This window comes from Solicola agrisoli (assembly GCF_049059935.1).
Lineage (GTDB): Bacteria > Actinomycetota > Actinomycetes > Propionibacteriales > Nocardioidaceae > JAURVT01.
The window spans coordinates 11,371-36,268 of sequence record NZ_JBMGQR010000042.1 but is presented as its reverse complement, the minus strand read 5'-3'; the positions used below and the strand labels follow the sequence as shown (position 1 = coordinate 36,268).

Here is a 24,898-nt window from a genome sequence, read left to right as displayed (position 1 = left end):
GTGGGCGCGTGTGCAGGCTCGGGTGTCTGCGCACTCGGTGGCCGCGACGCGGGCGGTCGAGCGTTCGGGTGCGGCGAGGAAGGCCGGCGCCACCTCGACCGGATCGCTGATGGCCGGACAGTTCGGTGGCGACCGCCACGCCGCCGCCCGCGACGTCCACCTGGGCGAGGACCTGGCGAGGGCGAGCACCACCGAGACAGCCCTGGCCAAGGGTCAGGTGACCAAGGAGCAGGCCCGTCTGATCGCCCGGACGGTCACCCGGCTTCCCCAGAATGTGCCCGTTGCCACCCGTCAGAAGTGCGAGCGGGCCATGATCGAGGACGCCGGGACGCTGACCATGCGGGACCTGCAGCGCCGGGCCGATCGGATCACCGACGTCTTCAAACCGGCCGACCAGGTCGACGTCGACGAGGGCGAGATCGTCCGCGACCGCGAGAAGGACGCGTACGCCAGGTCGGAGCTCTGGATGCAGGACCAGGCCGATGGCACCTGGACCGGCCGCTTCCGGATCCCCGAGGCCCAGGCCGGGATGCTCAAGCACGCGATCGACCGGTTCACCGCACCCCGCCGCCGTCACCTCGACGACGGACAGGCCGCCGAGGACCTCACCTACTCCCAGCGCCAGGGCCGGGGATTCACCTCCCTGGTCGAGCACCTGCCCACCGACGGACTCCCCGACGCCGGCGGCTCCGGCCTCGTCGTCACCGTCAACATCGACCTCGACACCCTCGTCGAGGGCGTGGGGGTCGGGACGACGTCCACCGGGCAGCGCATGTCCGCCGGCGAGGTCCGCCGCGCCGCCTGCCACGCCGGCGTTATTCCCCAGGTCCTCGGAGGAGCCTCGCTCCCACTCGACCTCGGACGCACCCAGCGGTTGTTCAACCGGGCCCAACGGTTGGCCCTGGCCCACCGCGACGGCGGCTGCGCGTTCCCCGAATGCGACCGACCACCGTCCTGGACAGAAGCCCACCACGCACGCGAACCCTGGTCCCACGGCGGCAGCACCGATCTGGACGACGGCGTCCTGCTCTGCCCGTTCCACCACCGCACCGTCCACGACGACGGGTGGACCATCACCTTCGACACCGACGACGGACGGCCCGCATCCGTCCCACCCGCCCGGCTCGACCCGTACCGACGACCCCGCGCCGGCACGCCGTACCGACCGAAGCGGGACTGACCGACGTGTACGCGAACGACCTGCTCGGTACCGTGGAGGGCACCCGCGACGAAGGGGTGAGCACCGTGGACGCACACGACAGGGAGCGGCGCCTCAGGCGTGCCGCCGAGACGGCGATGACCCGTCAGGCACCACCTCCTGCCCAGGAGGACGAGCCGGAGGACGACTCGAACCCAGGCCAGCGCCTCGACCAGCAGGCCCTCTGGGTCGACCACCAGATCAAGCAGGCGATCGCGCGCGGCGACTTCGACGACCTGCCCGGTGCGGGCAAGCCGATCCCCGGGCTCGGGGGCACCCACGACCCCGACTGGTGGGTCAAGCAGCTGATCGAGCGCGAGCAGATCACCGGTGTGCTGCCGCCCGCGCTGGCGTTGCGCACCGAGGACGCCGAGCTGACCGACCGTCTCGACCGCCAGGGCAGCGAGCGCGAGGTGCGCCGGATCCTCGAGGACTTCAACGCCCGGGTCGTCGAGGCCCGTCGCCAGCTGATGGGCGGTCCCCCGGTGATCACCCCCACGCGCGACGTGGACGCCGAGGTCGCCGCCTGGGCCGCGCGCCGCGACGCGCGGCGGGCCCGGATGCGGGCCGAGCGGGAGGCCCGTGAGGCGGCCCAGGAGAGCACCTGGTGGTTCGAGCGGTGGCGCGCCCGCCGGCGTCGGCGCAGGTCCTAGCGGGGGTCTACCGCGAGCCGGAAGCCCAGGTTGCCGGTGCTGGAGTCCGGCCCGCTCCCCTGCCGGGCCGCGGGGCGGTAACGGCGGCAGTACGAGGCGTGGCACAGGTATGACCCACCTTTGGACACCCGGGCGCCCGAGGAGTCGAACGCGTCGGAGCACCACTCCCACACGTTGCCGGTGACGTCGTGCAGCCCGTACCCGTTGGGCGAGAACGCGTCGACGGGGCTGGTGCCCGACCAGCCATCGGCCGCGGTGTCTCGCGAGGGGAACGTGCCCTGCCAGACGTTCATCCGGTGCTCGCCGCCCGGCTCGAGCTCGTCGCCCCACGGGAACACCGCGCCGTCGAGCCCGCCGCGCGCGGCGTGCTCCCACTCGGCCTCGGTGGGCAGGCGCCCGCCGGCCCAGGTGGCGAACGACGACGCGTCACGCCACGACACGTGCGTGACGGGGTGTCGGTCGCGGCCGTCGGCGTCGGACTGCGGGCCGTCGGGGTGCGCCCAGTCGGCCCCCTCGACCTGACGCCACCAGGGCGCCGCGGCCACGCCGCGGGTGGGAGGGAAGTCGTCGGGCAGGAACCCGCCGAACACGAACGACCAGCCGAACCGCTCGGCGTCGCTCACGTGACCGGTGGCGTCGACGAACGCCCGCCACTCCCCCACGGTCACCGGGTGCCGGCCGATGCGCACGTCGCCGGCGGTGACGTCGCGGGCCGGGCCCTCGCCGTCCATCGGGTACGCCTCCGGGCCGTCGCTGCCCATGGTGAACGTGCCGCCGGGCACGTCGACCAGCTCGACGCCCGAGACGCCGGGTGCGTGAGCCCGGGCCGGGCCGTCGTCGCGGGCGGGACCGGATGGCGCGCAGCACGCGCCCATCAGTCGGCCGCGAGCTGGCTGACGCGGCGGCGCACCTCGACCTCCAGCGGGTGCTCGGGGGCGAGGTCGACGCGCACCCGGTGGATCGTGCCGGTGAACGCGTTGTGCACCGGCACGTAGTCGTCGGTGACGGGCGTGCCCCGGTCGACGCCGACGTTGAACGTCTCGTCGAACGCGAAGTAGAAGGCCGTGGTGGCGTCCAGCCGGCCCTCCGCCACGGGGTCGCCGTCGACGAGCAGCGTGACGCCCGCGCCGCTGCCGGGAGGTCCGCCGTCGGACTCGACCTGGACGGCCAGCAGGTGGCGCCCCGGCGTCAGCGGTGCGGACGACCGGACGTGCGTGCGGTCGCGCCCGTAGAGGTTGTAGGCGTACGCGAGCGCACCGTCGTGGACGTACAGCGACCAGCCGCCGAAGCGTCCGCCCTGGGCGACCAGGACGCCCGAGTCGTCCGCGACCTCGACGTCGACCGACACCGTATGCGAGCGGTTCTTGACGTTCGGCGCCGCCTCCTCGCTGAGCCGGGCGGTGCGGGGGCCGAGCTCGATCGAGGTGCGGCCGTGGTGCAGGTCGATGCGCCCGGCGACCTGGGGGTTCTCGCGCTCGGTGACGCGGTCGTCGAGCGGGAACACCTGGTGCCGGCCCGCCTCGATGACGAACAGCTCGCGCAGGGACGCGAGGCGCTGCGGGTCCTGGTCGGCGACGTCGTGCGCCTGGCTCCAGTCGGCGATCAGGTTGTACAGCTCCCACACGTCGTCCTCGAAGGGACGGTCGCCGCCGTCGACCATCAGCCACGGCGTGCCGTGACGGGTGACGGCGGTCCAGCCCTCGTGGTAGATGCCGCGGTTGCCGACCATCTCGAAGTACTGCGTGCCGCGGCGGTCGGCGGCCTCGGGGTCGTCGAAGGTGTAGCGCAGGCTCGTGCCCTCGATGACCTGCTGGCCCACGCCGCCGACCGTCGTGGGGTGCGGGAGGCCGGCGGCGTCGAGGATCGTGGGCAGCACGTCGATGACGTGGTGCCACTGGTGACGGATCTCGCCGCGGGAGTCGATGCCGCCCGGCCAGTGCACGATCATCCCGTCGCGCGTGCCGCCGAGGTGGGAGGCGACCTGCTTGGTCCACGGGTAGGGCGTGTTCATCGCGAGAGCCCAGCCGACCGGGTAAATCGGGTAGGTGGTGGGACCGCCGATCTCGTCGACCACCTCGGCCATCGCGGCGGTGTCGTCGGCGATGCCGTGGCCGACGAGGTGCTCGCGGACGGTTCCCTCGGGCCCGCCCTCGCCCGACGCGCCGTTGTCGCCGAGCATGTAGACCACCAGGGTGTCGTCGAGGATGCCGCGGCGCTCGAGCTCGTCGACGAGCCGGCCGACCTGGGTGTCGGCGTGCTCGGCGAAGCCGGCGTAGGTCTCCATGAACCGGGCGGCGACGGCCTTCTCGGTGTCGTCGAGGTCGTCCCAGTGCGGCACGCCCTCGGGCCAGGGAGCCAGGTCGGTGCCCTCGGGCACCAGCCCCAGCTCGACCTGGCGGGCGAGCGTCCGCTCGCGCTGGACGTCCCAGCCGTCGTCGAAGGCGCCGCGGTACTTGCCGATCCACTCCGGGGCGACGTGGAACGGCGCGTGCGTGGCGCCCAGCGCGAGGTACAGGCAGAACGGCTTGTCGGGCGTGAGCGCCTGCTGGCCGTCGACCCACTGCACGGCGTGGTCGACGAGGTCCTCGGTGAGGTGGTACCCGTCCTCGGGCAGCCGGTCGGGCTCGACGGGCGTCGTGCCCGAGTAGAGCTGGGGGTACCAGTGGTTCATCTCGGCGCCCATGAACCCGTAGAACGCGTCGAAGCCCTCCCCCGTCGGCCAGCGGGTGAAGGGGCCCGACGGGTTCACCTCCACCGGCGGCGTCTGGTGCCACTTGCCGAACGCGGCGGTGCTGTAGCCGTTGCCGCCGAGGATCTGGGCCATCGTCGCCGCGCTGGCGGGACGGTAGCCGGTGTACCCGGGCTCGGAGGTCGACATCTCCGAGGTGACGCCCATGCCCACCGAGTGGTGGTTGCGGCCGGTCATCAGGGCCTGACGGGTCGGGGAGCACAGGGCCGTGACGTGGAAGCGGCTGTACCGCAGGCCGCCGTCGGCCAGTCGCTCGGCGGTCGGCATCGCGCAGGGACCGCCATACGTGCTCGACGCGCCGAAGCCCATGTCGTCGATCAGCACGACCACGACGTTGGGCGCGCCCTCGGGCGGGCGCACGGGCTTGACGGGCGGCGGGGCGGTGCGGGCGCCACCGAGCGTGGCGGCGATCGCGGACCGGACGTCGCCCGTCGAGGTGGTCACGTCGATGGGCAGGCTGCTGCGGTCCGGCTCGTCCATGGGGACATCGCACCACGCCGAGGCCTGTCCGCTCGCGCCGGGACGCAGGGTGGACACCGTGGCGCGGGCTCACGGCACCGACGTGCCACGCCCGATGGCCCATCGGGGTCATGTTCGGCCCGGTCACCCATCCGGTCGGCCGGCGGCGTCGAAACGAGATCGTGCACGTGATGGCGGACCTCCGCGCCTGGCTGATGCAGAAGTCCGCGGTCTCGGTGCGGTACGGCCAGAGCCTCCAGCTCGCCCACGGCGAGCACCCCGGCCCCACCGTGCTGCGGGTGCCCACGCGGCACGGCGACGTCCGGTGCGACGTCTACCACGCCACCGAGGCCGGCTGCCCTCCCCCGGTGTACGTGCACCTGCACGGCGGAGCCTTCGTCATGCGCCGCCCCGAGATGGACGACTTCTTCGCCCGGGTCGTCGCGACCGAGGTCGGCGCCACCGTGGTCAACGTCGACTACGACGTCGCACCTCAGCGCCGCTACCCCGTCGCCCAGCACCAGGCGCACGACGTCGCTGCCTGGGTGGCCGCGCACGGAGCCGACCAGGGGTGGGACGGCGCCCGCGTGGCCCTCGGCGGCTTCAGCGCCGGCGGCAACCTGGCGGCGTCGGCGTGCCTGCAGGCCCGCGACCTCGGCTCGTTCTCCCCCGCCCTCCAGCTGCTGGGCGTGCCGTCGCTCGACGTCGCCGAGCCGGTCGCCGCCAAGCGCTCGCCGCTGGCGCAGCCGATGATCTCGCCCGCGCTGCTCGACCTGGTGCGCGCCACGTACTTCGCCGACGAGTCGCGGCGGCTCGAGCCGTACGCCTCGCCCCTGCTGGCGCCGGACCTCCGCGGGCTCCCCCGCGCGATGGTGCTCACCGGCGAGCTCGACGTCCTGCGGCGCGAGGGCGACGCCTACGCCGGTCGGCTGCAGGAGGCCGGAGTGCCCGTCCGGCACGTGGTGGTGCCCGACCGCGACCACTACTTCCTCGACGGCGACCGGGCCCCCGGTCAGGCTCGCGAGGTGCTCGACCGGATCGTCGCCGAGCTGCGCGACGCGCTCGTCCCGACGGCCTGAGACCCGTCCGCCCGGACGAGGCGCGGGCACTGTGCACGCGGGTACCGTCGCGCGGGTGGGACGTCTCGTGGTGCTCAACGGCGGGCCCGGTGCGGGCAAGTCGACGCTCGCGCGCCGGTGGGCCGAGGACCACCCGCTGGCGCTCGTCCTCGACGTCGACCTCGTGCGCTCGCTGCTCGGACGGTGGGAGGACGACCCGGTCCGCGCGGGGCTGGCCGCGCGCGACCTCGCCGTCGAGATGGCCCGGGCGCACCTGCTCTCCGGGCACGACGTCGTGGTGCCCCAGCTGGTCGCGCGGCCGGGGCTGCTCGAGCGGCTGGAGGCCGTCGCCACCCGCGTCGGGGCGCGCTTCGTCGAGCTGGTGATCGAGGTGGACGAGGCCGAGTGCCTGCGCCGGGTGGCCGCGCGACCCGACCGCGACGTCGACCCGGCCGAGGCGTCCGACCTGCACGCCCGGCTCAACGCCTACGTCGCCACCCGTCCGGCCGCCCGTCGGGTCGTCGGCGGTGAGGACGTCGAGGGGGCCTACCGGAGGCTCGTCGACGCGCTGGGGTAGAACGTCGGGGTGTGCTTGTCCCCCGAGGTCGACCTGGCCGCCGGTGTCGTGATCGGCGCCGTCGCCGTCGAGGCCCTGCGTCGTCGTCCGGTCCGCGAGGACCTGCCGCTCGCGCTGGTGCCCGCCGTGCTCGCCTTCCACAGCTTCGTCGAGGCGTTCGTGTGGTGGGGCGGTCGCGGTCAGGTCGGCGAGGGCGTCTTCTCCCTCGCGACCCACGTGTACGTGCTGATCGCCTACGTCGTGCTGCCGACGCTGGTGCCGTTCGCGATCCGGGCTCGCGAGCCGCTCGGGCGCCGTCGTGACGCGCTGTCGGTGGCGCTCGGCGTCGGGATCGCCGTGTCGGCCACCATGCTGTGGGCGACGCTGGACGGTGACATCGCGGTGACGCTCGAGGAGCACTTCGTGCGCTACGGCGTCGGCGTGCCGTTCCCGGTGCTCGTCGTGTCGGGCTACGTGGTGGTGACGTGCGGCTCGACGCTGCTGTCGTCGTCGCGCGCCATCAGGATCTTCGGCGTGGTCAACGTGGTGGCGGTCGCGGTGCTCGCGCTCGTCACCACCCAGGCCCTGACGTCGCTGTGGTGCGGGTGGGCGGCGATCACCAGCGTCGCGATCGTCCTTCAGGTGCGTCGCGACCGGCAGGACCCGTCGCGGGTGCCCGACCGCGCGCCCGTCTGAGTGCTAGCGGCCCACCCGGCGCAGCCACCACAGGCCGACGAACGGCAGCACGAGCGGGACGAAGCCGTACCCGCGACCGAAGTACGACCACACGGTGGCGTCGGGGAACAGCTGTGCGTCCCACACGCTCAGCGCGCCCACGACGATCACGCCCACGGCCTCGACGGTGATCGCGGCGGCCGCGACCCGGTTCGACGTGCTGCCGTGCCGGGCGAGCGCGACGGTGGCCACCACGTAGACGACGCCTGCGAACGCCGACAGCAGGTAGGCGACGGGGGCCTCGTCGAAGCGGGTGGTGAGCTGCACGACCGAGCGGGCGGTCGCGGCGAGCGCGAACACGGCGTACACCGCGACCAGCACGCGGCCGAACCCCGACGAGGTGGTGCGATCAGACATAGGTGCCCGTCCAGATGTCGGTGAGGCGGGCGCACAGCGCGGCCACCGTGATCATGCCGACCACGACCACGCCGGTGCCCCAGCGGCTCTTCTCCGCGATGCCCCACAGGATCGCGGCCGGCGGGATCACCGCGACCGTGACCAGGTAGGAGACGAACGTGACGCCGTCGACGTCGCGGTCGGTCCGCGAGAGGGCGACGCACCCGGTGACGAGCAGCGCGAGCAGCAGCACCTCCAGCGCGGCGGCGGCGTAGAACAGCGGGTTGTTGACGCGGTGGTCGCGCACCATCAGCCAGCCGGCTGCCAGGCCGACGAGCAGCGCGACGACGGCGACGGAGTACGCGAAGACCTCGATCACGCGTCGACCCCGGGGCCGAGGTCGCGGGTCAGGCCGAGGACGGCGTCGACGCCGTCGCGGGTGAACGCGTTCCAGCGGCCGGCCCGTCGGAGCATGAAGTGCCCGACCGGTCCCATCGACGTCCAGGTCGCCGACGTGGCCAGGCCCTGGCAGCGCTCGACGTACACCCGGCTCCACCTCGGCGACGTCCAGCGGTCCCGGCTGCCGTGGGCGACGGTGAGGTGGCGCTCGCGCAGGGCGCCGGTGGGCTCGCCCTCGGGGAGCCACGGCGCCAGGCCGACGACACCCGCGACCGCGGGGTCGTCCGCGACGTGGCAGGCGGTGCGCCCGCCCATCGAGTGGCCGACCAGCACGACCGGGACGCCCGGGTGCTCGCCCCGCAGCTCCTCCAGGGCGCCGCGGGCGTCGACAACCGGGTCGGGCGTGCGTCCGGGGCCCGCGTTCCAGCCGCGAAATCGGTACTTGAGCAGCGCGACGGCGAGGTCGTGCTCGCGGGCGAACGGCTCGAAGCGGTCCTGCATGCGGGCGATCCGCCACCACGACGCGTGCCTCTCGAGCACGGGCTCGGTGTTGGCCTGCTGGCCGCCGTGCAGGAACAGGACGATCGCCCGGGGCGACTCCCAGGTGCCGCTGCGGCGCAGCGAGGCGGAGGTCATACCTCCATGGTTCCACGCAGGTGGCGGGCCGCTCAGCAGCGGTCGAGCATCGTCCCGAGGGCCGTCTTCTCGGCGCTGTCGACGCTCAGGCCGTAGACCCGCTTCACGTCCACCCACTGCCGGGCGTACAGGCACCAGGCGGCGGTGCGCGTGGGCTTCCACTCCGCGGGGTCGCGGTCGCCCTTGCTGCGGTTGCTGCTGGCCGTCACTGCGAGCAGCTGGGCGTGCTGCAGGTCGTTGGCGAAGGTCTCGCGACGGGCGTCGGTCCAGGCGTTCGCCCCGGACTGCCAGGCCTCCGAGAGCGGCACCATGTGGTCGATGTCGACGTCGGAGGAGTCGGCCACCGTCGCGCCGTCGTACACGCTGGACCAGGTGCCGCGGGTCGGCTGGCAGGAGGAGTCGACCGCGACGCCGTCGCCGTCACGCTTCAGCACCGTCTCGCGGGTGTCGCACGTCCCGCTCTGGGTGATCCAGTGCCGGAACTCGTCGCGGTCGTAGCTCGACTCGTTGGCCGGTGCGCGGACGGTGAGCGCCGCGAGGCTCGTGCGGGCCGAGCTCGCCGACGGCGGCGTGGGCGGGTCGGCCCAGGCGGGCGTGGTGGCGGTGACGACGACGACGGCCGCGACGAGCAGCGCGAGCAGGAGCTTCCTCATGGCAGGGGGTCTGCCCGGCGGCCGGGTGGGCCAAACCCCGCGACACCCGTTCGATGTTCGATGTTCACCGCAGCGTCCGCGGGCCCACCGCGTAGATTGGGCTGATGGCCCCTGATCGACGCCCGGGCCCCACCACACGCGTGCGCGTCGTGGAGTGGGACGGCGACCGCCACGTCCGGCACGAGGACCGCCTCACCACCGAGGAGCCGCTGGAGGTCCGCGTCGAGCAGCCCGGGCTTCCGCCGGAGCGGTTCGGCGTCACCATGCGCACCCCCGGCCACGACTTCGAGCTCGCCGCCGGCCTGCTGCTGGCCGAGGGCGTCGTCGCCGACCTGGACGACGTCGGCACCGTCGCGTACTGCACCGACGAGACGCTGCGCCGCGACCAGGAGTTCAACGTCGTGACCGTGTCGCTCCGGGTGCCGGCCCGCCGGCCCGTCACGGTGCGGGCGATGACGGCCACGTCGGCGTGCGGCGTGTGCGGCACCGACTCCCTGGAGTCCGTCGACGCGCTGCGCGGCGAGCACCCCGTCCCTCCCCCGGTGGGCCTGACCCCCGACCTGCTGCGCTCGCTGCCCGACCGGCTGCGGGCCGAGCAGCGACTGTTCGAGTCGACCGGGGGGCTGCACGCCGCGGGCCTGTTCACCCCTGACGGCACCCTGCGCGTGGTGCGCGAGGACGTCGGGCGGCACAACGCGGTCGACAAGGCGATCGGGCACTGCCTGCTCGGACGCACCCCGACGGCGGGGCTCGTGCTGTGCACGAGCGGCCGCCTGGGCTTCGAGATCGTGCAGAAGGCGGCCGTCGCCGGCGTCAGCGCCGTGGTCGCGGTCGGGGCCCCGACGAGCCTGGCGATCGACCTCGCTCGGCACGTCGGCATGCTCGCTGCGGGGTTCGTCCGGGGCAGCCGCATGGTCGTCTACACCGGGCACGACCTCGACCCATCCAGGAGCGACGTGGAGACGAAGACATGGTGAAGAGACCATTCCGCCATCGAGGAGACTCCGTGGACCACGCGCCCCAGGTGACAGGCGAGACCCCGTCGGGTCTTCGCGCCGTCGCCGACGCCCCACCCGCCTCGCTCGACGACGAGCTCGTCAGCACCGCGCGCGGCGACGAGGCCGCGTTCGCCCGCGTCTTCGACGCCGTCGGCGCCTCGGTGTTCGGCCTGGTGAAGCGGGTGATCCGCGACCCCTCCCGCGCCGAGGAGGTCAGCCAGGAGGTCTTCCTCCAGGTCTGGCAGTCGGCGCACAAGTTCGACCCCGAGCGTGGCCGCGCCAAGAGCTGGATCCTGACGCTCGCCCACCGGCGCGCCGTCGACGCCGTCCGCCACGACCAGGCGGCCACCGACCGCGACAAGAAGTACGACTGGACCGGCGGCCCGGACTACGACCACGTCGAGGAGGAGGTGTCGACGCGCCTCGAGCACGAGCAGGTGCGCCGCTGCCTCACCGGCCTCACCGAGCTCCAGCGCGAGGCCGTCGAGCTCGCCTACTACCAGGGACACACCTACGCCGACGTCGCCCGTCTGCTGGGTGTCAACCCCGCCACGATCAAGACCCGGATGCGCGACGGACTGATCCGCCTGCGCGACTGCATGGGGGTTGCAGCATGACGATCGATGCCCACACGCTCCTGGCGCCCTACGCGATGGACGCCCTGGACGACGCCGAGCGCGAGGCCTTCGAGGCCCACCTCGAGGTGTGCGAGGAGTGCCGCGAGGAGCTCGCCGGCTTCGTCGAGACCGCCGCACGCCTCGGCGCTGCGGTGTCCGAGGCCGCCCCGGCGAGCCTGCGCACCGCCGTGCTCCAGGACGCGGCACGCACGCCCCAGGTCCGGCCCATCGGCGCCCGCTCGCACCGTCGTTCCACGGCGGCGCGCTACGCCCGGCGCGGCCTGCTCGTCGCCGCCGTCCTGACCCTGGTCGCCGGCGTCGGCGGCTTCTGGATGGAGCACAACCGGGCCGAGGACCTCCAGGCCGACAGCGTGAGCATCTCGCAGGTGCTGGCGGCCTCCGACGTGTCCACGGCGTCGCACGAGCTGCCCGACGGCGGCACGATGACCGTCGCCAGCTCGCGAGGCCTCGACCGCGCCGTGGTCGCCGTCAACGACCTCCCGGCCACCGAGAAGGGCAAGGTCTACCAGCTCTGGATGCTCCGGGGCGACGTCCCCGTGCCCAACGAGACCTTCTCCGGCGGCGCCGGCGGCTCGAGCCACCTGCTCAAGGACTTCGACCGGGCCGACGCGGTCGCGATCACGGTCGAGCCCGAGGGCGGCTCGACGTCGCCGACCACCACGCCGATCGCGGTCGTCAACGCCTGACCGGCCGACCGGCCCCGCCTCGTCGTAGGGTCGGTGCATGGCGCACGAGATCGACCCCGAGTTCCTCGCGATCCCCCTGCGTTCCCTGGCGGACGCCGCGCTGCAGCGGGCGCGCGACCTCGGCGCCGACCACGCCGACGTCCGCATCGAGCGCATCCGCTCCGAGCACGTGTCGCTGCGCGACGGGGCGCTCCAGGGCGCGCACGAAGGCCAGGAGCTCGGGCTCTGCGTCCGCGTCGTGGCCGACGGCGTGTGGGGCTTCGCGTCCACCGGCGAGCTGTCGACCGACGCCGCCGTGCGGGCCGCCGAGACCGCGATCGCCGTCGCGCGGGTGTCGGCACCCGTCACCCGCGAGCGCATCGAGCTTGCGCCCGAGCCGTCGCACGGTGACCGCACGTGGGTCTCGGACTACGAGGTCGACCCCCTGACGGTCCCGCTCGCCGACAAGGTCGCGCTCACGGCGGACCGCTCGCAGCGCCTGCTCGCCCACGGCGGCGTCGACCACGTCTCCGCCGGCCTCGGCCAGGTGGTCGAGCAGAAGTTCTACGCCGACCTCGCCGGCACGTCCACCACCCAGCAGCGGGTGCGGATCGAGCCGTCGTTCGAGGCCTACGGCACGAGCGCGGACGGCACGCGCTTCGACTCGATGGCCAGCCTGGCGCCGCCGGTCGGACGCGGCTGGGAGTACGTGACGGGCGGCTGGGACTTCGACACCGAGCTGGCCGAGCTGGGTGACCACCTCGCGGCCAAGCTCGAGGCCCCGTCGATCGAGCCGGGCACGTACGACCTGGTCATCGATCCCACCAACCTGTGGCTCACGATCCACGAGTCCGTCGGCCACGCCACCGAGCTCGACCGTGCGCTCGGCTACGAGGCGAACTACGCCGGCACCTCCTTCGCCACGTGGGACCAGCTCGGCGCGCTGCGCTACGGCTCGGAGCACATGAACGTCACCGGCGACCGCACCGAGCAGCACGGGCTGTCGACGATCGGCTTCGACGACGACGGCGTGGAGACGCAGTCGTGGGACCTGGTCCGCGACGGCACCCTCGTCGGCTACCAGCTCGACCGCCGCACCGCGGCCCTGAAGGGCTTCGACCGGTCCAACGGGTGCGCGTTCGCCGACTCGCCGTCGCACGTGCCCGTCCAGCGGATGGCCAACGTGTCGCTGCTGTCCGACCCGTCGGGGCCCGACACCGCCGGCCTGGTCTCGGGGGTCTCCGACGGCATCTACGCGGTGGGCAACCGCTCGTGGTCGATCGACATGCAGCGCTTCAACTTCCAGTTCACCGGGCAGCGGTTCTTCCGGATCAAGGACGGACGGCTGGCCGGCCAGGTGCGCGACGTGGCCTACCAGGCGACGACCACCGACTTCTGGGGACGGATGGCCGCGGTCGGCGGGCCGTCGACGGTGCGTCTCGGCGGCACGTTCAACTGCGGCAAGGCCCAGCCCGGCCAGGGCGCCCCAGTGAGCCACGGGTGCCCGTCGGCGCTGTTCACCGGCATCACGATCCTCAACACCGCCGCCGAGTCGGGACGCTGAGCTGCTCATGAGAGGACCCGCGATGACTCCCCACGACCTCGTCGAGCGCGCGCTCGAGGCGTCCACGAGCACCCGGTGCGTCGTGCTCGTCGACGTGCGCACCAGCGCCAACCTGCGCTGGGCCAACAACACCCTGACGACCAACGGCGAGATGTCCGGCACCAGCGCCACCGTCGTGTCGTTCGCCGACGTCGCGGGCGGCACCGCCACCGCGTCGCTCAGCCGCAGCGTCGTGACGGTCGAGGACGTCGTCGCGCTCGTCGCCGACGCCGACGCGGCCGCCTCCACGGCGTCGCCGGCCCCCGACGCCGCTCCCCTGGCGTCCGACCGCGCCGACGCCGACTGGGACGCCCCGCCCGACTCCACCAGCATCGGGGTCTACGCCGACGTCGCGCCGGCGCTGGGCGAGGCCTTCGGCCGCGCCGACGCCGAGGGCCGGGTGCTCTACGGGTTCGTCGACCACGAGGTGGTCACCACCTACCTCGGCAGCAGCACCGGCCTGCGCCTGCGCCACACCCAGCCCGGTGGGCACGTCGGCATCACCGGCAAGAACGCGGCCCTCACCCGGTCGGCCTGGGTCGGACGCGCCACCCGCGACTTCTCCGACGTCGACCCGCTGGCCCTCGACGCCGAGCTGCGCACACGGCTGTCGTGGGCCGAGCGCACCGTCGACCTCCCCGCCGGCCGCTACGACACCGTGCTCCCCCCGGCGGCGGTGGCCGACCTGATGATCTACGCCTACTGGACGGCCACCGGGCGCGAGGCGCACGAGGGCCAGACCGTCTTCGGGCGCAGCGGCGGCGGCACCCGCATCGGCGACCGCGTCGGACGGGCGGGCGTCAACCTCGGCTGGGATCCCGTCGCCCCGGGCCTGGAGTGCAGCCCGTTCGTGCAGGCGCACGCGTCGTCGTCGGCCTCGAGCGTGTTCGACAACGGCCAGCCCGTCGAGGCCACCCGGTGGATCGACGACGGCACGCTGGCGGCCCTGATCCAGACCCGCGAGAGCGCCGCGACGTCCGGCGCCGCGTTCACCCCGTACGGCGACAACCTGCTGATGTCGGTCGACGGCGCCACGGGCAGCCTCGACGACCTCGTCGCCGGCGTCGAGAGCGGTCTGTTGCTGACCTGCCTGTGGTACATCCGCGAGGTCGACCCGCAGACCCTGCTGCTCACCGGCCTCACGCGCGACGGCGTGTACCGCGTCGAGAACGGCGAGGTCACCGGCGCGGTCACCAACTTCCGGTTCAACGAGAGCCCGGTGGACCTGCTCGGCCGGTTCAGCGAGGCCGGCGCCACGGTGCCGTCGTTCAGCCGCGAGTGGGGCGACGAGTTCCTGCGCACCGCCACGCCACCGCTGCGGGTGCCGGACTTCAACATGAGCAGCGTCAGCCAGGCCCAGTAGACCGGTGGACACCGACACGCAGACCCCGGTCGTCCTGGTCGCCCCGGCGATGGGCGCGCCCTCGGCCTACTACCGCCCGGTCGTCGAGGCGTTCGAGGCCCGTGGGTGGGGTGCCCGCGCGCTGCCCGCTCCGGGGGTCGACCGAGACACCGAGCCACCGCGCCGCGGCCACGACTGGGGGTACGACCACCTCGTCGACCAGATGGACCGTGTCGCGTCCGAGGTGCGCGAGCACGAGCCCGGCCGTCCGCTCGTGGTGCTCGGGCACAGCCTGGGCGGCCACGTGGCGATGGCGTGGTCGCAACGGGGCGGCAAGCCCGACGGCCTCGCGCTCGTCGGCTCCCCCGTCCCCTGGTTCGGCTTCTACCGGTACGGCCTGATCGGGCTGCTCGGTGGCGTGGTCCCGGTGGTGACGCGGGTGGCCGGGCTGTGGCCCGACGGTCTGTTCGCCGGCGCGCAGCCGGCGTCGCTCATGCAGCAGTGGGCGGGGTTCGTGCGCACCGGACGACTGCCGCACGCGCCCGGCGCACGTCGCGACGGGTCGCTGGAGGTGCCGACCCTCGTCGTCCAGATCGAGGGCGACACGCTGGCCACCGACGCCGGCACCGCCGCCATGGGCCGCTACGTGCGGCCCGACCTGGTCACCACGTGGCGCCACACCCGGGCCGGCTCGCCCAGCCCCGAGACCGTCGACCACCTGCGCTGGGCCAAGCGTCCCCAGCCGGTCGTCGACCGCGTCGTCACCTGGTGGACCGACACCCGTCACCTGCGGCGCTGAGGCGTCAGCGCCAGCCGCGTCCGGGGTGGGGGACGTCGGGGTCGTAGGGCGTGCGGGTGTAGGCGAAGGTGCCGACGTCGAGGTGGCTCACCGCCCCGTCCGCGCGACGGACGACGCGCAGCGTCTCGCCGCTCTGGTAGCCCGAGGTGCCGCGCCACGTGTCGGGTCCGGTGCGCTCGAAGGTGAACGCGCGGCCGCCCGGTGACGCGAGCCGCAGGCCGCTGCCCTCGACGCGCATGACCGCCGCCGCCTGGCCCCAGTACCAGGTGCCGAGCAGCGCACGGACGTCGTCGTCGACGTGGGAGGTGGGCGTCCACGGCTCCGGCAGCGGCGGCTCGAGCTCGCGCACCAGGTCGACGAGCGCCCTCGGCAGGCCCTCGGCGTCCAGGCCGCTGCCGCCGTTGGACAGGCACACGGCGCCGACGCCGGTGGCCGGGTCGACGAACGCGCCGCACACGAAGCCCGGCATCGAGCCGGTGTGGCCGACGAGCACGTGCGGCGGCTGGCCCGACAGGCGCAGCCCGAGGCCGTAGGAACCGCCGCGCGGGTCGTCGGGGTCGACCGACTGCGCCCGCGTCATGGCCGCGACGCCGTCGGCGTCGAGGACGACGGAGTCGGGGTCGGCGAGGAACGCGAGCCAGCGCGCGACGTCCGTCGTGGTGCTCCACAGCTGGCCGGCCGGAGCCATCGCCCCGGTGTCCTGGTGGGGCTCGCGGACGAGCAGCCCGGTGAGGTCCTCGACGCCGAACCCGTCGGCGTGGGGGGCGGTGGGGGCGTACGTCGTGCGGGTCAGGCCGAGCGGCCGGAGCACCCGCTCGTCGAGCACGGTGCTCCAGGGGGCTCCGCGGTGGACCTCGACGAGCCGGCCGAGCACGCCATAGGCGAGGTTGGAGTAGTGGTACTGCTGCCCGACGGGGAGCACCCGGTGCGCCGAGGCGTTGCCCGCGGCGAGCACGTCCCAGGCGCTGCCCGCGCTGCGCTCCCACCACGACCCCACGGGCTCGGCGGGCAGGCCGGCGGCGTGCGACAGCAGGCCCCGGACCGTGGCGTCGCCCAGGGGCGCGTCCGCGACGTGGGTCGAGACCGCGTCGGCGAGGTCGACGACACCCTCGGCGACCAGCTGCATGACGAGGACGGCGGTGAACGTCTTGCTGATCGACCCGATCCGGTACTGCACGTCCGCGCCGGGACGCAGCGCGCCGTCCTCGGAGGCGACTGCGCCGCGGGCGTCGGTCCAGACGACCTCACCCCCGCGGACGACCGCCGACGCGAGCGAGGGCAGCCGTCCGTGGGCCTGGGCGGCCGCGGTGATCGCCTCGGCCCGCCGGGCGGTCGAGGCGAGCAGCGCGTCGCTCACTCCGCGAACGCCTCGGGCGGCGGGCAGCTGCAGGCGAGGTTGCGGTCGCCGTAGGCCTGGTCGATGCGGGCGACCGCGGGCCAGTACTTGTCCGGCGTGATGCCGCCGGGGAACACCGCGGCCTCGCGGCTGTACGGGTGGTCCCACTCCCCCACGAGAGCACGGGTGGTGTGCGGCGCGTTCTTCAGCGGGTTGTCGACCGCGTCCACCTCGCCGGCCTCGACGGCGCGGATCTCGTCGCGGATCGCGATCATCGCGTCGCAGAACCGGTCGAGCTCGGCGAGGTCCTCGCTCTCGGTGGGCTCGACCATCAGCGTGCCGGCCACCGGGAAGGACATCGTCGGCGCGTGGAAGCCGTGGTCGACCAGGCGCTTGGCGACGTCGTCGACGGTGACGCCGCTCGACTTGGACATCGGACGCAGGTCGAGGATGCACTCGTGCGCGACCAGGCCGTCGTCGCCGCTGTAGAGGATCGGGTAGTGGTCCTCGAGCCGCTTGGCGACGTAGTTGGCCGCGAGCACCGCGACGGAGGTGGCGCGGGTGAGGCCCTCGCCGCCCATCATCGCGACGTACGCCCACGAGATGGGCAGGATGCCGGCCGAGCCGTAGGGCGCGGCGCTGATCGCGCCGATGCCCTCGCGTCCGCGCGGCAGCGGATGCTGCGGGTGGCTGGGCAGGAAGGGCACCAGGTGCTCGGCCACGCCGACCGGGCCGACGCCCGGGCCGCCACCGCCGTGCGGGATGCAGAACGTCTTGTGCAGGTTCAGGTGCGACACGTCGCCGCCGAACTGCCCGGGCTTGGCGTGCCCGAGCAGGGCGTTGAGGTTGGCGCCGTCGACGTAGACCTGGCCGCCCGCGGCGTGCACGACCTCGCACAGCTCCGTGATGCCGTGCTCGTACACCCCGTGGGTGGACGGGTAGGTGACCATGATCGCGGCGAGGTCGTCGGCGTGGGCGTCGCACTGGGCGCGCAGGTCGGCGAGGTCGACGCTGCCGCCCTCGTCGGCCTTGACCACGACGACGCGCATGCCGGCCATCACCGCGGACGCGGCGTTGGTGCCGTGCGCGGAGCTCGGGATCAGGCAGACGTCGCGGCGCTCGTCACCGCGGCTGCGGTGGTAGCCGCGGATGGCCAGGAGCCCGGCGAGCTCGCCCTGCGAGCCGGCGTTGGGCTGCACGGAGACCGCGGCGTAGCCGGTGACCTCGGCGAGCCACTGCTCGAGCTGCTCGACCAGGGCGATCGAGCCCTGGGCGTCGTCGGCCGGGACGAAGGGGTGCAGGTCGGCGAACTCGGGCCACGAGATCGGCTCCATCTCGGCCGTCGCGTTCAGCTTCATCGTGCAGGAGCCCAGCGGGATCATGCCGCGGTCGAGCGCGTAGTCGCGGTCGGACAGCCGGCGCAGGTAGCGCAGCATCTGCGTCTCGCTGTGGTGCTCGTCGAACACCGGGTGCGTGAGCAGGTCGGTGCCGCGTCGCAGCGCGGACGGCAGCGCGTCGGCGGTGCGGGTGTCGAGGGCCTCGAGGTCGACGTCGGTGACGCCGAACGCGGCCCAGACGTCGTGCAGGTGCTCGGCGGTCGTGGTCTCGGACGTCGAGACGCCCACGTGGTCGGCGTCGACGAGCCGCAGGTGGATGCCGGACTCGCGAGCGGCGCGCACGACCTGCTCGGCGCGGCCGGGCACGTGCGCGGTGACGGTGTCGAACAGCTCCTCGTGGACGAGCTCGACCCCGCCCTCGCGGAGCCCGGTGGCGAGCACCGCGGCGTAGCGGTGCACGCGGGTCGCGATGTCGCGCAGGCCAGCCGGGCCGTGGTAGACGGCGTACATCGAGGCGACGACGGCCAGCAGCACCTGGGCGGTGCAGATGTTCGACGTCGCCTTGTCGCGGCGGATGTGCTGCTCACGGGTCTGCAGGGCCAGGCGGTAGGCCGGGCGGCCCTCGGCGTCCTTGGACACGCCGACCAGGCGGCCGGGCAGGTGGCGCTCCAGACCGGCGGCGACCGCGACGTAGCCGGCGTGCGGGCCGCCGTAGAACATCGGGACGCCGAACCGCTGGCTGGACCCGACGACGACGTCGGCCCCCAGCGCGCCGGGCGATTCGAGCAGGCACAGCGCGAGCGGGTCGGTGACGACGACGGCCAGGCCCCCGCGCTCGTGCACGGCCTCGATCAGGTCGCGGGGGTCGCGGACGCGGCCGTCGCTGTGCGGGTAGGCGACGAGGACGCCGCTGAGGTCGCCCTCGGGCAGGCCGGCGTCGAGGTCGGCGACGACGACGTCGATGCCCATGGCCTCGGCGCGCGTCCGCACCACGGCGACGGTCTGCGGGTGGCAGCCGGCGTCGACGACGAACGCCTGCTCGGGCTTGGACCGCTTGGCGCGGCGCACCAGCGTCATGGCCTCGGCGGCCGCGGTGCCCTCGTCGAGCAGCGAGGCGTTGGCCGTGGGCAGGCCGGCGAGGTCGGCGACCATCGTCTGGAAGTTGATCAGCGCCTCGAGCCGTCCCTGCGAGATCTCGGGCTGGTACGGCGTGTAGGCCGTGTACCAGGACGGGTCCTCGAGCACGTTGCGGCGGATGACGCCCGGGGTGGTCGTCGGGTGGTAGCCCTGGCCGATCATCGAGACGCCCGGGTTGTTCTGCTGCGCGAGCAGGCGCAGCTTGGCGACGGCGGCGGTCTCGCTCAGGGCGGGGGTGACCTCCAGGCTCTCGCCCAGCGCGATGCCCGACGGCACGGCGGCGGCCATCAGCGCGTCGAGGTCGCGGTGGCCGAGCAGGTCGAGCATCTGCTGCTGCGCCGCGGCGTCCGGTCCGACGTGCCGCGCCTCGAAGGGCAGCACGCGGTCGAGCTCGGTCAGGGGGCGATGGTCGGTCATCGAGGCTCCAGAGAAGTCGGGTGATCCACCCTCCCCCTCTGTCGCACGCGCTCCAGAGGTGCCGTCGTCACGCGGTCCGGGTGCCTGAGAGGTTCCGGGGAGGATTTGCCCCTTCGGCGCCGCACCAGATGCGGACTCTCCCGCGTGGTTCAGTGGCGTGGCCCAGTCTAGGGCAGCCCGCGGCCCACGTCCGTCCGACGTGACCGACGCCGCGCCCGCCGGTGGACGACGACGGGCCGCCCGCTGGTGCGGACGGCCCGGTCGGTGCTGGTGACGGATCGGCTCAGCCGGCCTCGCGCTGACGGCGGCGCGCGGCGAGCTCGTCGGACGGGTCCTGCGTCTCGGCGGCCTTCTCGCTGGGCAGCTCGGCGAGCGAGCCCTCGATCTCGCGCCAGACGCCGCCGATGGCGATGCCGAACACGCCCTGGCCGCCCTGGAGGAGGTCGATGACCTCGTCGGCCGAGCGGCACTCGTAGACGCTGGCGCCGTCGCTCATCAGCGTGATGCTGGCGAGGTCGTCGGTGCCGCGCTCGCGCAGGTGCTGCACCGCGGTGCGGATCTGCTGCAGCGAGACGCCGGCGTCGAGCAGGCGCTTGATGATCTTGAGCAGCAGCATGTCGCGGAAGCCGTACAGCCGCTGCGTGCCCGAGCCGGTGGCCGAGCGAACGGTGGGCTCGACGAGCCCGGTGCGGGCCCAGTAGTCGAGCTGGCGGTAGGTGATGCCGGCCGCGCGGCAGGCGATCGGGCCGCGGAAGCCGGTGTCGTCGGAGACGGGCGCGACGTCGTCGTCGAAGAGCAGACCCTGCTCCCCGGCGGCGTCGGCCGCTCGTGCGCGCTCGACGCTGCCGAGCTCCTCGCCCGGGGTCTCGCCTGTAGCCACGTCGCCGCCTTCCTGGGTGCCGCCGCGTGAGGCGGGCACAGATGGTGACCGGCGTGGAACTACACCGCCGGTGTTCGTCGCCTCACGGTAGGCCCGCCAGGGGGCCGGGTCAACGAACCGGGGCCCGAGCGGACCCGCGTGTCGCGGACGAGCGCCCTCAGCTGTCCTTCTCGAAGTCCTCGGGGGTGATCTCGTCGAGGAACTCGCGGAACTTCTCCACCTCGGCCTCCTCCTGGTCCGGGACCGGCACCGAGGACTCCTCGAGGACGTCGTCGGCGCAGACGATCTTGGTGCCGGTGCGCAGGGCGAGGGCGATGGAGTCCGACGGGCGGGCGCCGACGTGCGCCCCGGAGCCGAAGACCAGCTCGGCGTAGAACACGTGGTCCTTGACCTCGGTGATGCGCACCTCGCTGAGCTCGTCGCCCAGCGCCTCGACGACGTCGCGCATCAGGTCGTGGGTCAGCGGGCGCGGCGGCACCACGCCCTGCTGGGCGAAGGCGATGGCCGTGGCCTCGACCGCCCCGATCCAGATCGGGAGGTACCGCGCGCCGTCGACCTCGCGCAGGAGCACCAGGGGCTGGTTGGAGGGCATCTCCACCCGGACACCGACCACATCGAGTTCACGCACGCGCTCAGCGTACCCGTCGCTCGCTCAGCCGCGGTGGCGCAGGCCCTGCTTGACCAGGGTGGTGTGCAGGCGCACCGAGAGCGCCGCGAGGTTGCGGATCGTCTCCTCGGCGCCGCCGGGGTCGCGCTGGCGCTGCAGCGGCGAGACGACCTGGTCGAACAGGCCGATCTCGCGGTCGGCGCTGGTGCGGAACGCGCGCAGGTGGCGCGGCTCGAGGCCGAACTCGGCGAGCTCGGCGACGCAGCGCGCGACGACGAGCGCCGACCCGTCGTAGGGGCTCGTGGCGGTGCGACGCGAGACCAGGCCGTGCTGCTCCATCGCGTCGAGCATCTCCTCGCTGACGTCGGCGGCGCTCAGCAGCTCGGCGCGCGTCAGGCGCAGCTCGGAGCGGCCCTGCCGCAGCGACTCGGCGGTGGGGTAGCCGTCGTCGGCGAGGACGACGCGCGGCACCTGGATGCGGTCGTCGTCCTCGTCGGGCACCAGGCCGCGGTCGAGGTCGTCGAGCTTCTGCCGGATCACCTTGAGCGGCAGGAAGCGGTCGCGCTGCAGGCGCAGCACGTACTGCAGCCGCTCGAGGTCGCCGTGGGAGAACTTGCGGTAGCCCGACGGCGTGCGCTCGGGCTCGACCAGCCCCTCGGTCTCGAGGTAGCGGATCTTGGAGATCGTGATGTCGGAGAACTCGGCGCGCAGGTGACCCAGGACCTCCCCGATGGACATCCGCGCGCGCGACGGCTCCGGGGTGGTCACGAAGTCGCGGCTCCCGCGCTCGGGAAGTACACCAGGCGGTACTTGCCGATCTGGACCTCGTCGCGGCCGTTCAGCCGCACGTCGTCGATGCGGTCGCGGTTGACGTAGGTGCCGTTGAGGCTGCCGACGTCGGTGACGTGGTAGCCGTCGTCACCACGGCGGAACACGGCGTGACGACGGCTCACCGTGACGTCGTCGAGGAAGATGTCGCTGTCGGGGTGGCGTCCCGCCGACACCTCGTCGGTGTCGAGCAGGAACCGCGACCCGGCGCTCGGCCCGCGCTGCACCAGGAGCAGCGCGCTCCCGGCGGGCAGCGCCTCGAGGGCGGCGGCGTCGTCCTGGCTCAGCTCGCCGGCGTTGGTGTCGTCGACCTGCGGCGCGAACGAGATCGTCGAGGTGGTCTCGGCCGGGGTCTCGGGAGCGCGCCGCTGCTCGTCCTCGGGGGTGGGAGCCATGGAAGGGGGACCTCCTGGGAGACCGTGGTGGGCACCGCGCTGCGACGGCGGAACCGTGAAGTCGGGGATGAGTGTTGCTGTGTGTCGAAACCTACGTGTCGCCGCGATACCGGGTCAACCGGATCGGACGGACCCGTCAGGCCCCGAGCGAGGCCTGGTAGGCGGCGGCGTCCATGAGGCCCTCGACGGCCTCCTCGCCGTCGACGCGGACCTTGATCAGCCAGCCCTCGCCGTAGGGATCGGCGTTGACGACCTCGGGGCTGGAGTCGAGGCTCTCGTTGCGGCTGATCACCTGGCCGGACACCGGCGCGTACAGGTCGCTGACCGACTTGGTGGACTCCAGCTCGCCGATGACCGAGCCGGGCTCGACCTCCTCGCCGGTCTCGGGCAGCTGCACGTAGACGATGTCGCCGAGCTGCTCCTGGGCGTAGTCGGTGATGCCGACGGTGGCGGTGTCGCCGTCGATGCGGACCCACTCGTGCTCGGGGCTGTACTTCAGGTCGTCGGGGTACACCGGCGTCTCCTCATGAGGGGTGGTGGGGTGGTGGCGGGACTGGTGGGCAGGTGGGCTCGGACGCCGCTCACGGCGTCCGAGAGTACTGGGGGTCGCGGCGCTCCGCGAGGGCGGTGATCTCGACCCGGTCGCGCTCGTCGACCTCGACGCTGCCGCCGAGCGACTCGACCTGGTCGGCGAGGCCGCCGCGGAAGACCACGGCCTCGCGCAGGGTGCTCGCCGAGCCGATCGCCTCGATGACGAACGGACGCGTGAGCTCGCGTCCGTCGACGCGCACCTGCCCGTCGACGTCGACGAAGTAGGTCTGCGCCACGACCCGGCTCACCCCGTTGACCTGGATGGCCTCGGCGCCGGCGTCGCGCAGCTCCTCGACGGCGTTGAGCAGGGTGGAGGCCGAGACGGCCTCGTCCTCGTCCTGGATCGTGATGACGACACCCGGCCCCTCGACGGGGACGGTGCCGGCCAGGATCCCGAGCGTGCCGGCCTCGGCCTGCGACTCGGCCTCGGCGGCCTGGTTGCTCTCGCCGGCCGAGCGGAGCCGGTTGCGGGTGGCCGTCAGCTCGCGCAGCTGCTCGTCGACGCGCTGGTTGGCGGCGTCGAGCGAGTCGAGCAGCTGGACGAGGTCGCCGCGGCGGGCGCCGGAGAAGTCGTCGTCCTGGCTCGCCGAGCGCACCTGCACCACCGCGCCGAAGCCGAGCACCGCCAGCAGCACGCCGACGGTCAGCTGCGAGCGCGAGGGCGTGCCGAGCAGCGCGCCGCGCAGGCGGTCGCGTGCGGTGCGGCTCGGGGCGTCAGGCATGGAACACGTGCCTGCGGATCGCGGCGACGTTGGTGAAGATCCGGATGCCGAGCACCACGATGACGCCCGTGGACAGCTGGCTGCCGACGCCGAGCTGGTCGCCGAGCCAGACGATCAGCGCGGCGATGAGCACGTTGGAGACGAACGAGACCACGAAGACCTTGTCGTCGAAGCGGCCGTCGAGGTAGGCGCGCAGCGCGCCGAAGACGGCGTCGAGCGCCGCGACCACCGCGATGGGCAGGTACGGCTGCAGCGCACCGGGGACGGTGGGCTCGAGGAACAGGCCCAGGGCCACGCCGACGACGAGTCCGACGACCGCGATCATCCGCCGTCCCCCAGCCGGGTGGCGTAGCGCAGGGCGAGGCGACGCTGCGGGGCCGCCGGGAGCTCGAGGTCGGTCGACACCGACGTCTCGAACCGGACGCCGTAGTTCTTCTGCAGCGACGTCCAGGCCTGGCCCGACGGGGTGTCGAGGAAGCGGGACTCCAGGGTGCGGGGGTCGCCGACGGCGCGCACGACGTACGGCGGGCTCAGCGAGCGGTAGTTCACGGTGATCGCCTCCCCCGCGGTCCGGATCGACGACAGGGTGGTGAGCCGGTTGCCGTTGACGCTGATCGCCTCGGCCCCGGCGAGCCACAGGCCGTTGACGAGCAGCTGCAGGTCGCGGTCGAGCACGCGTCCGCGGGGCTCGTCGTCGACGTCCTCGGCGTTGTCGGCCACGACGCGCACGCCGGGGCCGGTGACCGCGACCTGGCCGGTGGTGCGCCGCAGCGCGTCCAGGCGCGCGACGCTGGTGGTGTCGGGACGCTGCGCCGTGAGGGTGCGCACCTGCTCCTGCAGGGCGGCGCCGCGCTCGCGCTTGTCGTCCAGGAAGCCCTGCTGCTGGCCGATCTCGGCGACGAGCCGGTCGCGCTCGGTCTGGGCGGCGGGTCGCTCGGCCCGCGTCTGCACCGCGGACACCGCGATCAGGGCGGCGAAGACGGCCAGGACCAGGATCGTCGCGACCAACGAGCCGCGGGTGCGCGGGCGCGGGCCCTGCTGGGTCACGGCGGCGTAGTCGTCGTCGACCGCGTGCGCGACGAGCTCGTCGAACATCGACATCGAGTCCCAGCCGGTGCGCTGCGGCTCGTCAGCGCGCGGACGGACCGGGGTGCTCACGCGGCCGCCGTGG

At 73.6% G+C, this 24,898-nt stretch carries 27 protein-coding genes and 1 riboswitch; of the genes, 11 read left to right on the top strand and 16 right to left on the bottom strand.

Annotated elements, in window-relative coordinates; genetic code table 11:
- Together ACI6PP_RS14820 and ACI6PP_RS14815 are read left to right on the top strand one after the other, a co-directional pair.
- A partial coding sequence (locus ACI6PP_RS14820; protein WP_421112374.1) for an HNH endonuclease signature motif containing protein occupies positions 1 to 1,180 on the top strand: 1,180 nt, incomplete at its 5' end.
- Between the two features lie 65 nt (positions 1,181 to 1,245).
- Positions 1,246 to 1,851: a DnaJ family domain-containing protein gene (locus tag ACI6PP_RS14815; RefSeq protein WP_421112373.1), complete on the top strand. Its 606-nt coding sequence runs from the start codon at positions 1,246 to 1,248 to the stop codon at positions 1,849 to 1,851.
- Here ACI6PP_RS14815 and ACI6PP_RS14810 read toward each other — a convergent pair.
- A complete protein-coding gene (locus tag ACI6PP_RS14810; RefSeq protein ID WP_421112372.1) occupies positions 1,848 to 2,726 on the bottom strand; it encodes a formylglycine-generating enzyme family protein in 879 nt (292 codons plus the stop codon). The two genes, ACI6PP_RS14815 and ACI6PP_RS14810, sit on opposite strands and share 4 nt — an antisense overlap.
- The gene (locus ACI6PP_RS14805) at positions 2,726 to 5,080 is read right to left on the bottom strand and encodes a sulfatase-like hydrolase/transferase (RefSeq protein ID WP_421112371.1); all 2,355 of its coding nucleotides are present in this window, start codon (positions 5,078 to 5,080) and stop codon (positions 2,726 to 2,728) included. Before ACI6PP_RS14805 ends, ACI6PP_RS14810 begins: the two co-directional genes overlap by 1 nt.
- A gap of 170 nt (positions 5,081 to 5,250) precedes the next feature.
- Here ACI6PP_RS14805 and ACI6PP_RS14800 point away from each other — a divergent pair, with 170 nt between their 5' ends.
- From ACI6PP_RS14800 to ACI6PP_RS14790, 3 genes are read left to right on the top strand one after another with little or no spacing between them, the layout of a single operon-like run.
- Positions 5,251 to 6,138 carry an alpha/beta hydrolase gene (locus ACI6PP_RS14800; RefSeq protein ID WP_421112370.1) on the top strand — a complete coding sequence of 296 codons (888 nt, stop codon included), beginning with the start codon at positions 5,251 to 5,253 and terminating at the stop codon, positions 6,136 to 6,138.
- A gap of 55 nt (positions 6,139 to 6,193) precedes the next feature.
- Positions 6,194 to 6,694 carry an AAA family ATPase gene (locus ACI6PP_RS14795; protein WP_421112369.1) on the top strand — a complete coding sequence of 167 codons (501 nt, stop codon included), beginning with the start codon at positions 6,194 to 6,196 and terminating at the stop codon, positions 6,692 to 6,694.
- Between the two features lie 9 nt (positions 6,695 to 6,703).
- Positions 6,704 to 7,369, top strand: coding sequence for a DUF6629 family protein (locus ACI6PP_RS14790; RefSeq protein WP_421112368.1), 666 nt, complete (start codon positions 6,704 to 6,706; stop codon positions 7,367 to 7,369).
- 3 nt (positions 7,370 to 7,372) lie between these two features.
- On the opposite strand, the gene ACI6PP_RS14785 is transcribed toward ACI6PP_RS14790, so the two are convergent.
- From ACI6PP_RS14785 to ACI6PP_RS14770, 4 genes are read right to left on the bottom strand one after another with little or no spacing between them, the layout of a single operon-like run.
- A complete protein-coding gene (locus ACI6PP_RS14785) occupies positions 7,373 to 7,765 on the bottom strand; it encodes a hypothetical protein (protein ID WP_421112367.1) in 393 nt (130 codons plus the stop codon).
- Complete coding sequence (locus ACI6PP_RS14780) at positions 7,758 to 8,123, bottom strand: hypothetical protein (RefSeq protein ID WP_421112366.1); 366 nt, start codon at positions 8,121 to 8,123, stop codon at positions 7,758 to 7,760. The genes ACI6PP_RS14785 and ACI6PP_RS14780 overlap by 8 nt, the downstream gene beginning before the upstream one ends.
- Complete coding sequence (locus tag ACI6PP_RS14775) at positions 8,120 to 8,779, bottom strand: alpha/beta hydrolase (RefSeq protein WP_421112365.1); 660 nt, start codon at positions 8,777 to 8,779, stop codon at positions 8,120 to 8,122. The genes ACI6PP_RS14780 and ACI6PP_RS14775 overlap by 4 nt, the downstream gene beginning before the upstream one ends.
- 32 nt (positions 8,780 to 8,811) lie before the next feature.
- On the bottom strand, positions 8,812 to 9,432 hold the full coding sequence (locus tag ACI6PP_RS14770) for an HNH endonuclease family protein (RefSeq protein WP_421112364.1): 621 nt from the start codon (positions 9,430 to 9,432) through the stop codon (positions 8,812 to 8,814).
- A 104-nt stretch (positions 9,433 to 9,536) separates the two neighbouring features.
- On the opposite strand from ACI6PP_RS14770, the gene fdhD reads away from it, so the two are divergent.
- From fdhD to ACI6PP_RS14740, 6 genes are read left to right on the top strand one after another with little or no spacing between them, the layout of a single operon-like run.
- Positions 9,537 to 10,409 carry a formate dehydrogenase accessory sulfurtransferase FdhD gene (gene fdhD / locus ACI6PP_RS14765; RefSeq protein WP_421112363.1) on the top strand — a complete coding sequence of 291 codons (873 nt, stop codon included), beginning with the start codon at positions 9,537 to 9,539 and terminating at the stop codon, positions 10,407 to 10,409.
- Positions 10,410 to 10,438: 29 nt separating this feature from the next.
- Complete coding sequence (gene sigK, locus ACI6PP_RS14760; RefSeq protein WP_421112362.1) at positions 10,439 to 11,047, top strand: ECF RNA polymerase sigma factor SigK; 609 nt, start codon at positions 10,439 to 10,441, stop codon at positions 11,045 to 11,047.
- Complete coding sequence (locus ACI6PP_RS14755; protein ID WP_421112361.1) at positions 11,044 to 11,754, top strand: anti-sigma factor; 711 nt, start codon at positions 11,044 to 11,046, stop codon at positions 11,752 to 11,754. The genes sigK and ACI6PP_RS14755 overlap by 4 nt, the downstream gene beginning before the upstream one ends.
- A 37-nt stretch (positions 11,755 to 11,791) precedes the next feature.
- Positions 11,792 to 13,297: a TldD/PmbA family protein gene (locus ACI6PP_RS14750; RefSeq protein ID WP_421112360.1), complete on the top strand. Its 1,506-nt coding sequence runs from the start codon at positions 11,792 to 11,794 to the stop codon at positions 13,295 to 13,297.
- A 22-nt stretch (positions 13,298 to 13,319) separates the two neighbouring features.
- Positions 13,320 to 14,699 carry a metallopeptidase TldD-related protein gene (locus tag ACI6PP_RS14745; RefSeq protein WP_421112359.1) on the top strand — a complete coding sequence of 460 codons (1,380 nt, stop codon included), beginning with the start codon at positions 13,320 to 13,322 and terminating at the stop codon, positions 14,697 to 14,699.
- Between the two features lie 4 nt (positions 14,700 to 14,703).
- A complete protein-coding gene (locus tag ACI6PP_RS14740; protein WP_421112358.1) occupies positions 14,704 to 15,477 on the top strand; it encodes an alpha/beta fold hydrolase in 774 nt (257 codons plus the stop codon).
- 4 nt (positions 15,478 to 15,481) lie between these two features.
- Here ACI6PP_RS14740 and ACI6PP_RS14735 read toward each other — a convergent pair whose 3' ends face one another.
- The 10 genes from ACI6PP_RS14735 to ACI6PP_RS14690 form a co-directional block, all read right to left on the bottom strand.
- Positions 15,482 to 16,834 (bottom strand): serine hydrolase domain-containing protein, encoded by a 1,353-nt coding sequence (locus ACI6PP_RS14735; protein ID WP_421112357.1) that lies wholly within the window; start codon positions 16,832 to 16,834, stop codon positions 15,482 to 15,484.
- Positions 16,831 to 19,704, bottom strand: a complete 2,874-nt coding sequence (gene gcvP / locus ACI6PP_RS14730) for an aminomethyl-transferring glycine dehydrogenase (protein ID WP_421112356.1) — start codon at positions 19,702 to 19,704, stop codon at positions 16,831 to 16,833. Before gcvP ends, ACI6PP_RS14735 begins: the two co-directional genes overlap by 4 nt.
- A 62-nt stretch (positions 19,705 to 19,766) precedes the next feature.
- Positions 19,767 to 19,857: riboswitch (glycine riboswitch) on the bottom strand.
- A 130-nt stretch (positions 19,858 to 19,987) separates the two neighbouring features.
- Positions 19,988 to 20,584, bottom strand: coding sequence for a MerR family transcriptional regulator (locus ACI6PP_RS14725; RefSeq protein ID WP_421112355.1), 597 nt, complete (start codon positions 20,582 to 20,584; stop codon positions 19,988 to 19,990).
- 157 nt (positions 20,585 to 20,741) lie between these two features.
- Positions 20,742 to 21,212, bottom strand: coding sequence for a bifunctional nuclease family protein (locus ACI6PP_RS14720; protein WP_421112354.1), 471 nt, complete (start codon positions 21,210 to 21,212; stop codon positions 20,742 to 20,744).
- 24 nt (positions 21,213 to 21,236) lie between these two features.
- Positions 21,237 to 21,959, bottom strand: a complete 723-nt coding sequence (gene ftsR, locus ACI6PP_RS14715) for a transcriptional regulator FtsR (RefSeq protein ID WP_421112353.1) — start codon at positions 21,957 to 21,959, stop codon at positions 21,237 to 21,239.
- Positions 21,956 to 22,414 carry an FHA domain-containing protein gene (locus tag ACI6PP_RS14710; RefSeq protein ID WP_421112352.1) on the bottom strand — a complete coding sequence of 153 codons (459 nt, stop codon included), beginning with the start codon at positions 22,412 to 22,414 and terminating at the stop codon, positions 21,956 to 21,958. Before ACI6PP_RS14710 ends, ftsR begins: the two co-directional genes overlap by 4 nt.
- Positions 22,415 to 22,550: 136 nt before the next feature.
- Positions 22,551 to 22,928 (bottom strand): glycine cleavage system protein GcvH, encoded by a 378-nt coding sequence (gene gcvH, locus ACI6PP_RS14705; protein ID WP_421112351.1) that lies wholly within the window; start codon positions 22,926 to 22,928, stop codon positions 22,551 to 22,553.
- Positions 22,929 to 22,995: 67 nt separating this feature from the next.
- Positions 22,996 to 23,727: a DUF881 domain-containing protein gene (locus ACI6PP_RS14700; RefSeq protein WP_421112350.1), complete on the bottom strand. Its 732-nt coding sequence runs from the start codon at positions 23,725 to 23,727 to the stop codon at positions 22,996 to 22,998.
- The gene (locus ACI6PP_RS14695) at positions 23,720 to 24,052 is read right to left on the bottom strand and encodes a small basic family protein (protein ID WP_421112349.1); all 333 of its coding nucleotides are present in this window, start codon (positions 24,050 to 24,052) and stop codon (positions 23,720 to 23,722) included. The genes ACI6PP_RS14700 and ACI6PP_RS14695 overlap by 8 nt, the downstream gene beginning before the upstream one ends.
- Positions 24,049 to 24,885: a DUF881 domain-containing protein gene (locus ACI6PP_RS14690; protein WP_421112348.1), complete on the bottom strand. Its 837-nt coding sequence runs from the start codon at positions 24,883 to 24,885 to the stop codon at positions 24,049 to 24,051. The genes ACI6PP_RS14695 and ACI6PP_RS14690 overlap by 4 nt, the downstream gene beginning before the upstream one ends.
- Between the last annotated feature and the right edge of the window lie 13 nt (positions 24,886 to 24,898).

What these genes read in the sequence shown, in the direction of transcription:
- ACI6PP_RS14810 (WP_421112372.1), bottom strand. Translation starts at nt 2,726, where the DNA reads ATGGGCGCGTGCTGCGCGCCATCCGGTCCCGCCCGCGACGACGGCCCG.
- ACI6PP_RS14805 (WP_421112371.1), bottom strand. Translation starts at nt 5,080, where the DNA reads ATGGACGAGCCGGACCGCAGCAGCCTGCCCATCGACGTGACCACCTCG.
- ACI6PP_RS14800 (WP_421112370.1), top strand. Translation starts at nt 5,251, where the DNA reads ATGGCGGACCTCCGCGCCTGGCTGATGCAGAAGTCCGCGGTCTCGGTG.
- ACI6PP_RS14785 (WP_421112367.1), bottom strand. Translation starts at nt 7,765, where the DNA reads ATGTCTGATCGCACCACCTCGTCGGGGTTCGGCCGCGTGCTGGTCGCG.
- ACI6PP_RS14775 (WP_421112365.1), bottom strand. Translation starts at nt 8,779, where the DNA reads ATGACCTCCGCCTCGCTGCGCCGCAGCGGCACCTGGGAGTCGCCCCGG.
- ACI6PP_RS14770 (WP_421112364.1), bottom strand. Translation starts at nt 9,432, where the DNA reads ATGAGGAAGCTCCTGCTCGCGCTGCTCGTCGCGGCCGTCGTCGTCGTC.
- fdhD (WP_421112363.1), top strand. Translation starts at nt 9,537, where the DNA reads ATGGCCCCTGATCGACGCCCGGGCCCCACCACACGCGTGCGCGTCGTG.
- ACI6PP_RS14755 (WP_421112361.1), top strand. Translation starts at nt 11,044, where the DNA reads ATGACGATCGATGCCCACACGCTCCTGGCGCCCTACGCGATGGACGCC.
- ACI6PP_RS14750 (WP_421112360.1), top strand. Translation starts at nt 11,792, where the DNA reads ATGGCGCACGAGATCGACCCCGAGTTCCTCGCGATCCCCCTGCGTTCC.
- ACI6PP_RS14745 (WP_421112359.1), top strand. Translation starts at nt 13,320, where the DNA reads ATGACTCCCCACGACCTCGTCGAGCGCGCGCTCGAGGCGTCCACGAGC.
- gcvP (WP_421112356.1), bottom strand. Translation starts at nt 19,704, where the DNA reads ATGACCGACCATCGCCCCCTGACCGAGCTCGACCGCGTGCTGCCCTTC.
- ACI6PP_RS14710 (WP_421112352.1), bottom strand. Translation starts at nt 22,414, where the DNA reads ATGGCTCCCACCCCCGAGGACGAGCAGCGGCGCGCTCCCGAGACCCCG.
- ACI6PP_RS14700 (WP_421112350.1), bottom strand. Translation starts at nt 23,727, where the DNA reads ATGCCTGACGCCCCGAGCCGCACCGCACGCGACCGCCTGCGCGGCGCG.
- ACI6PP_RS14695 (WP_421112349.1), bottom strand. Translation starts at nt 24,052, where the DNA reads ATGATCGCGGTCGTCGGACTCGTCGTCGGCGTGGCCCTGGGCCTGTTC.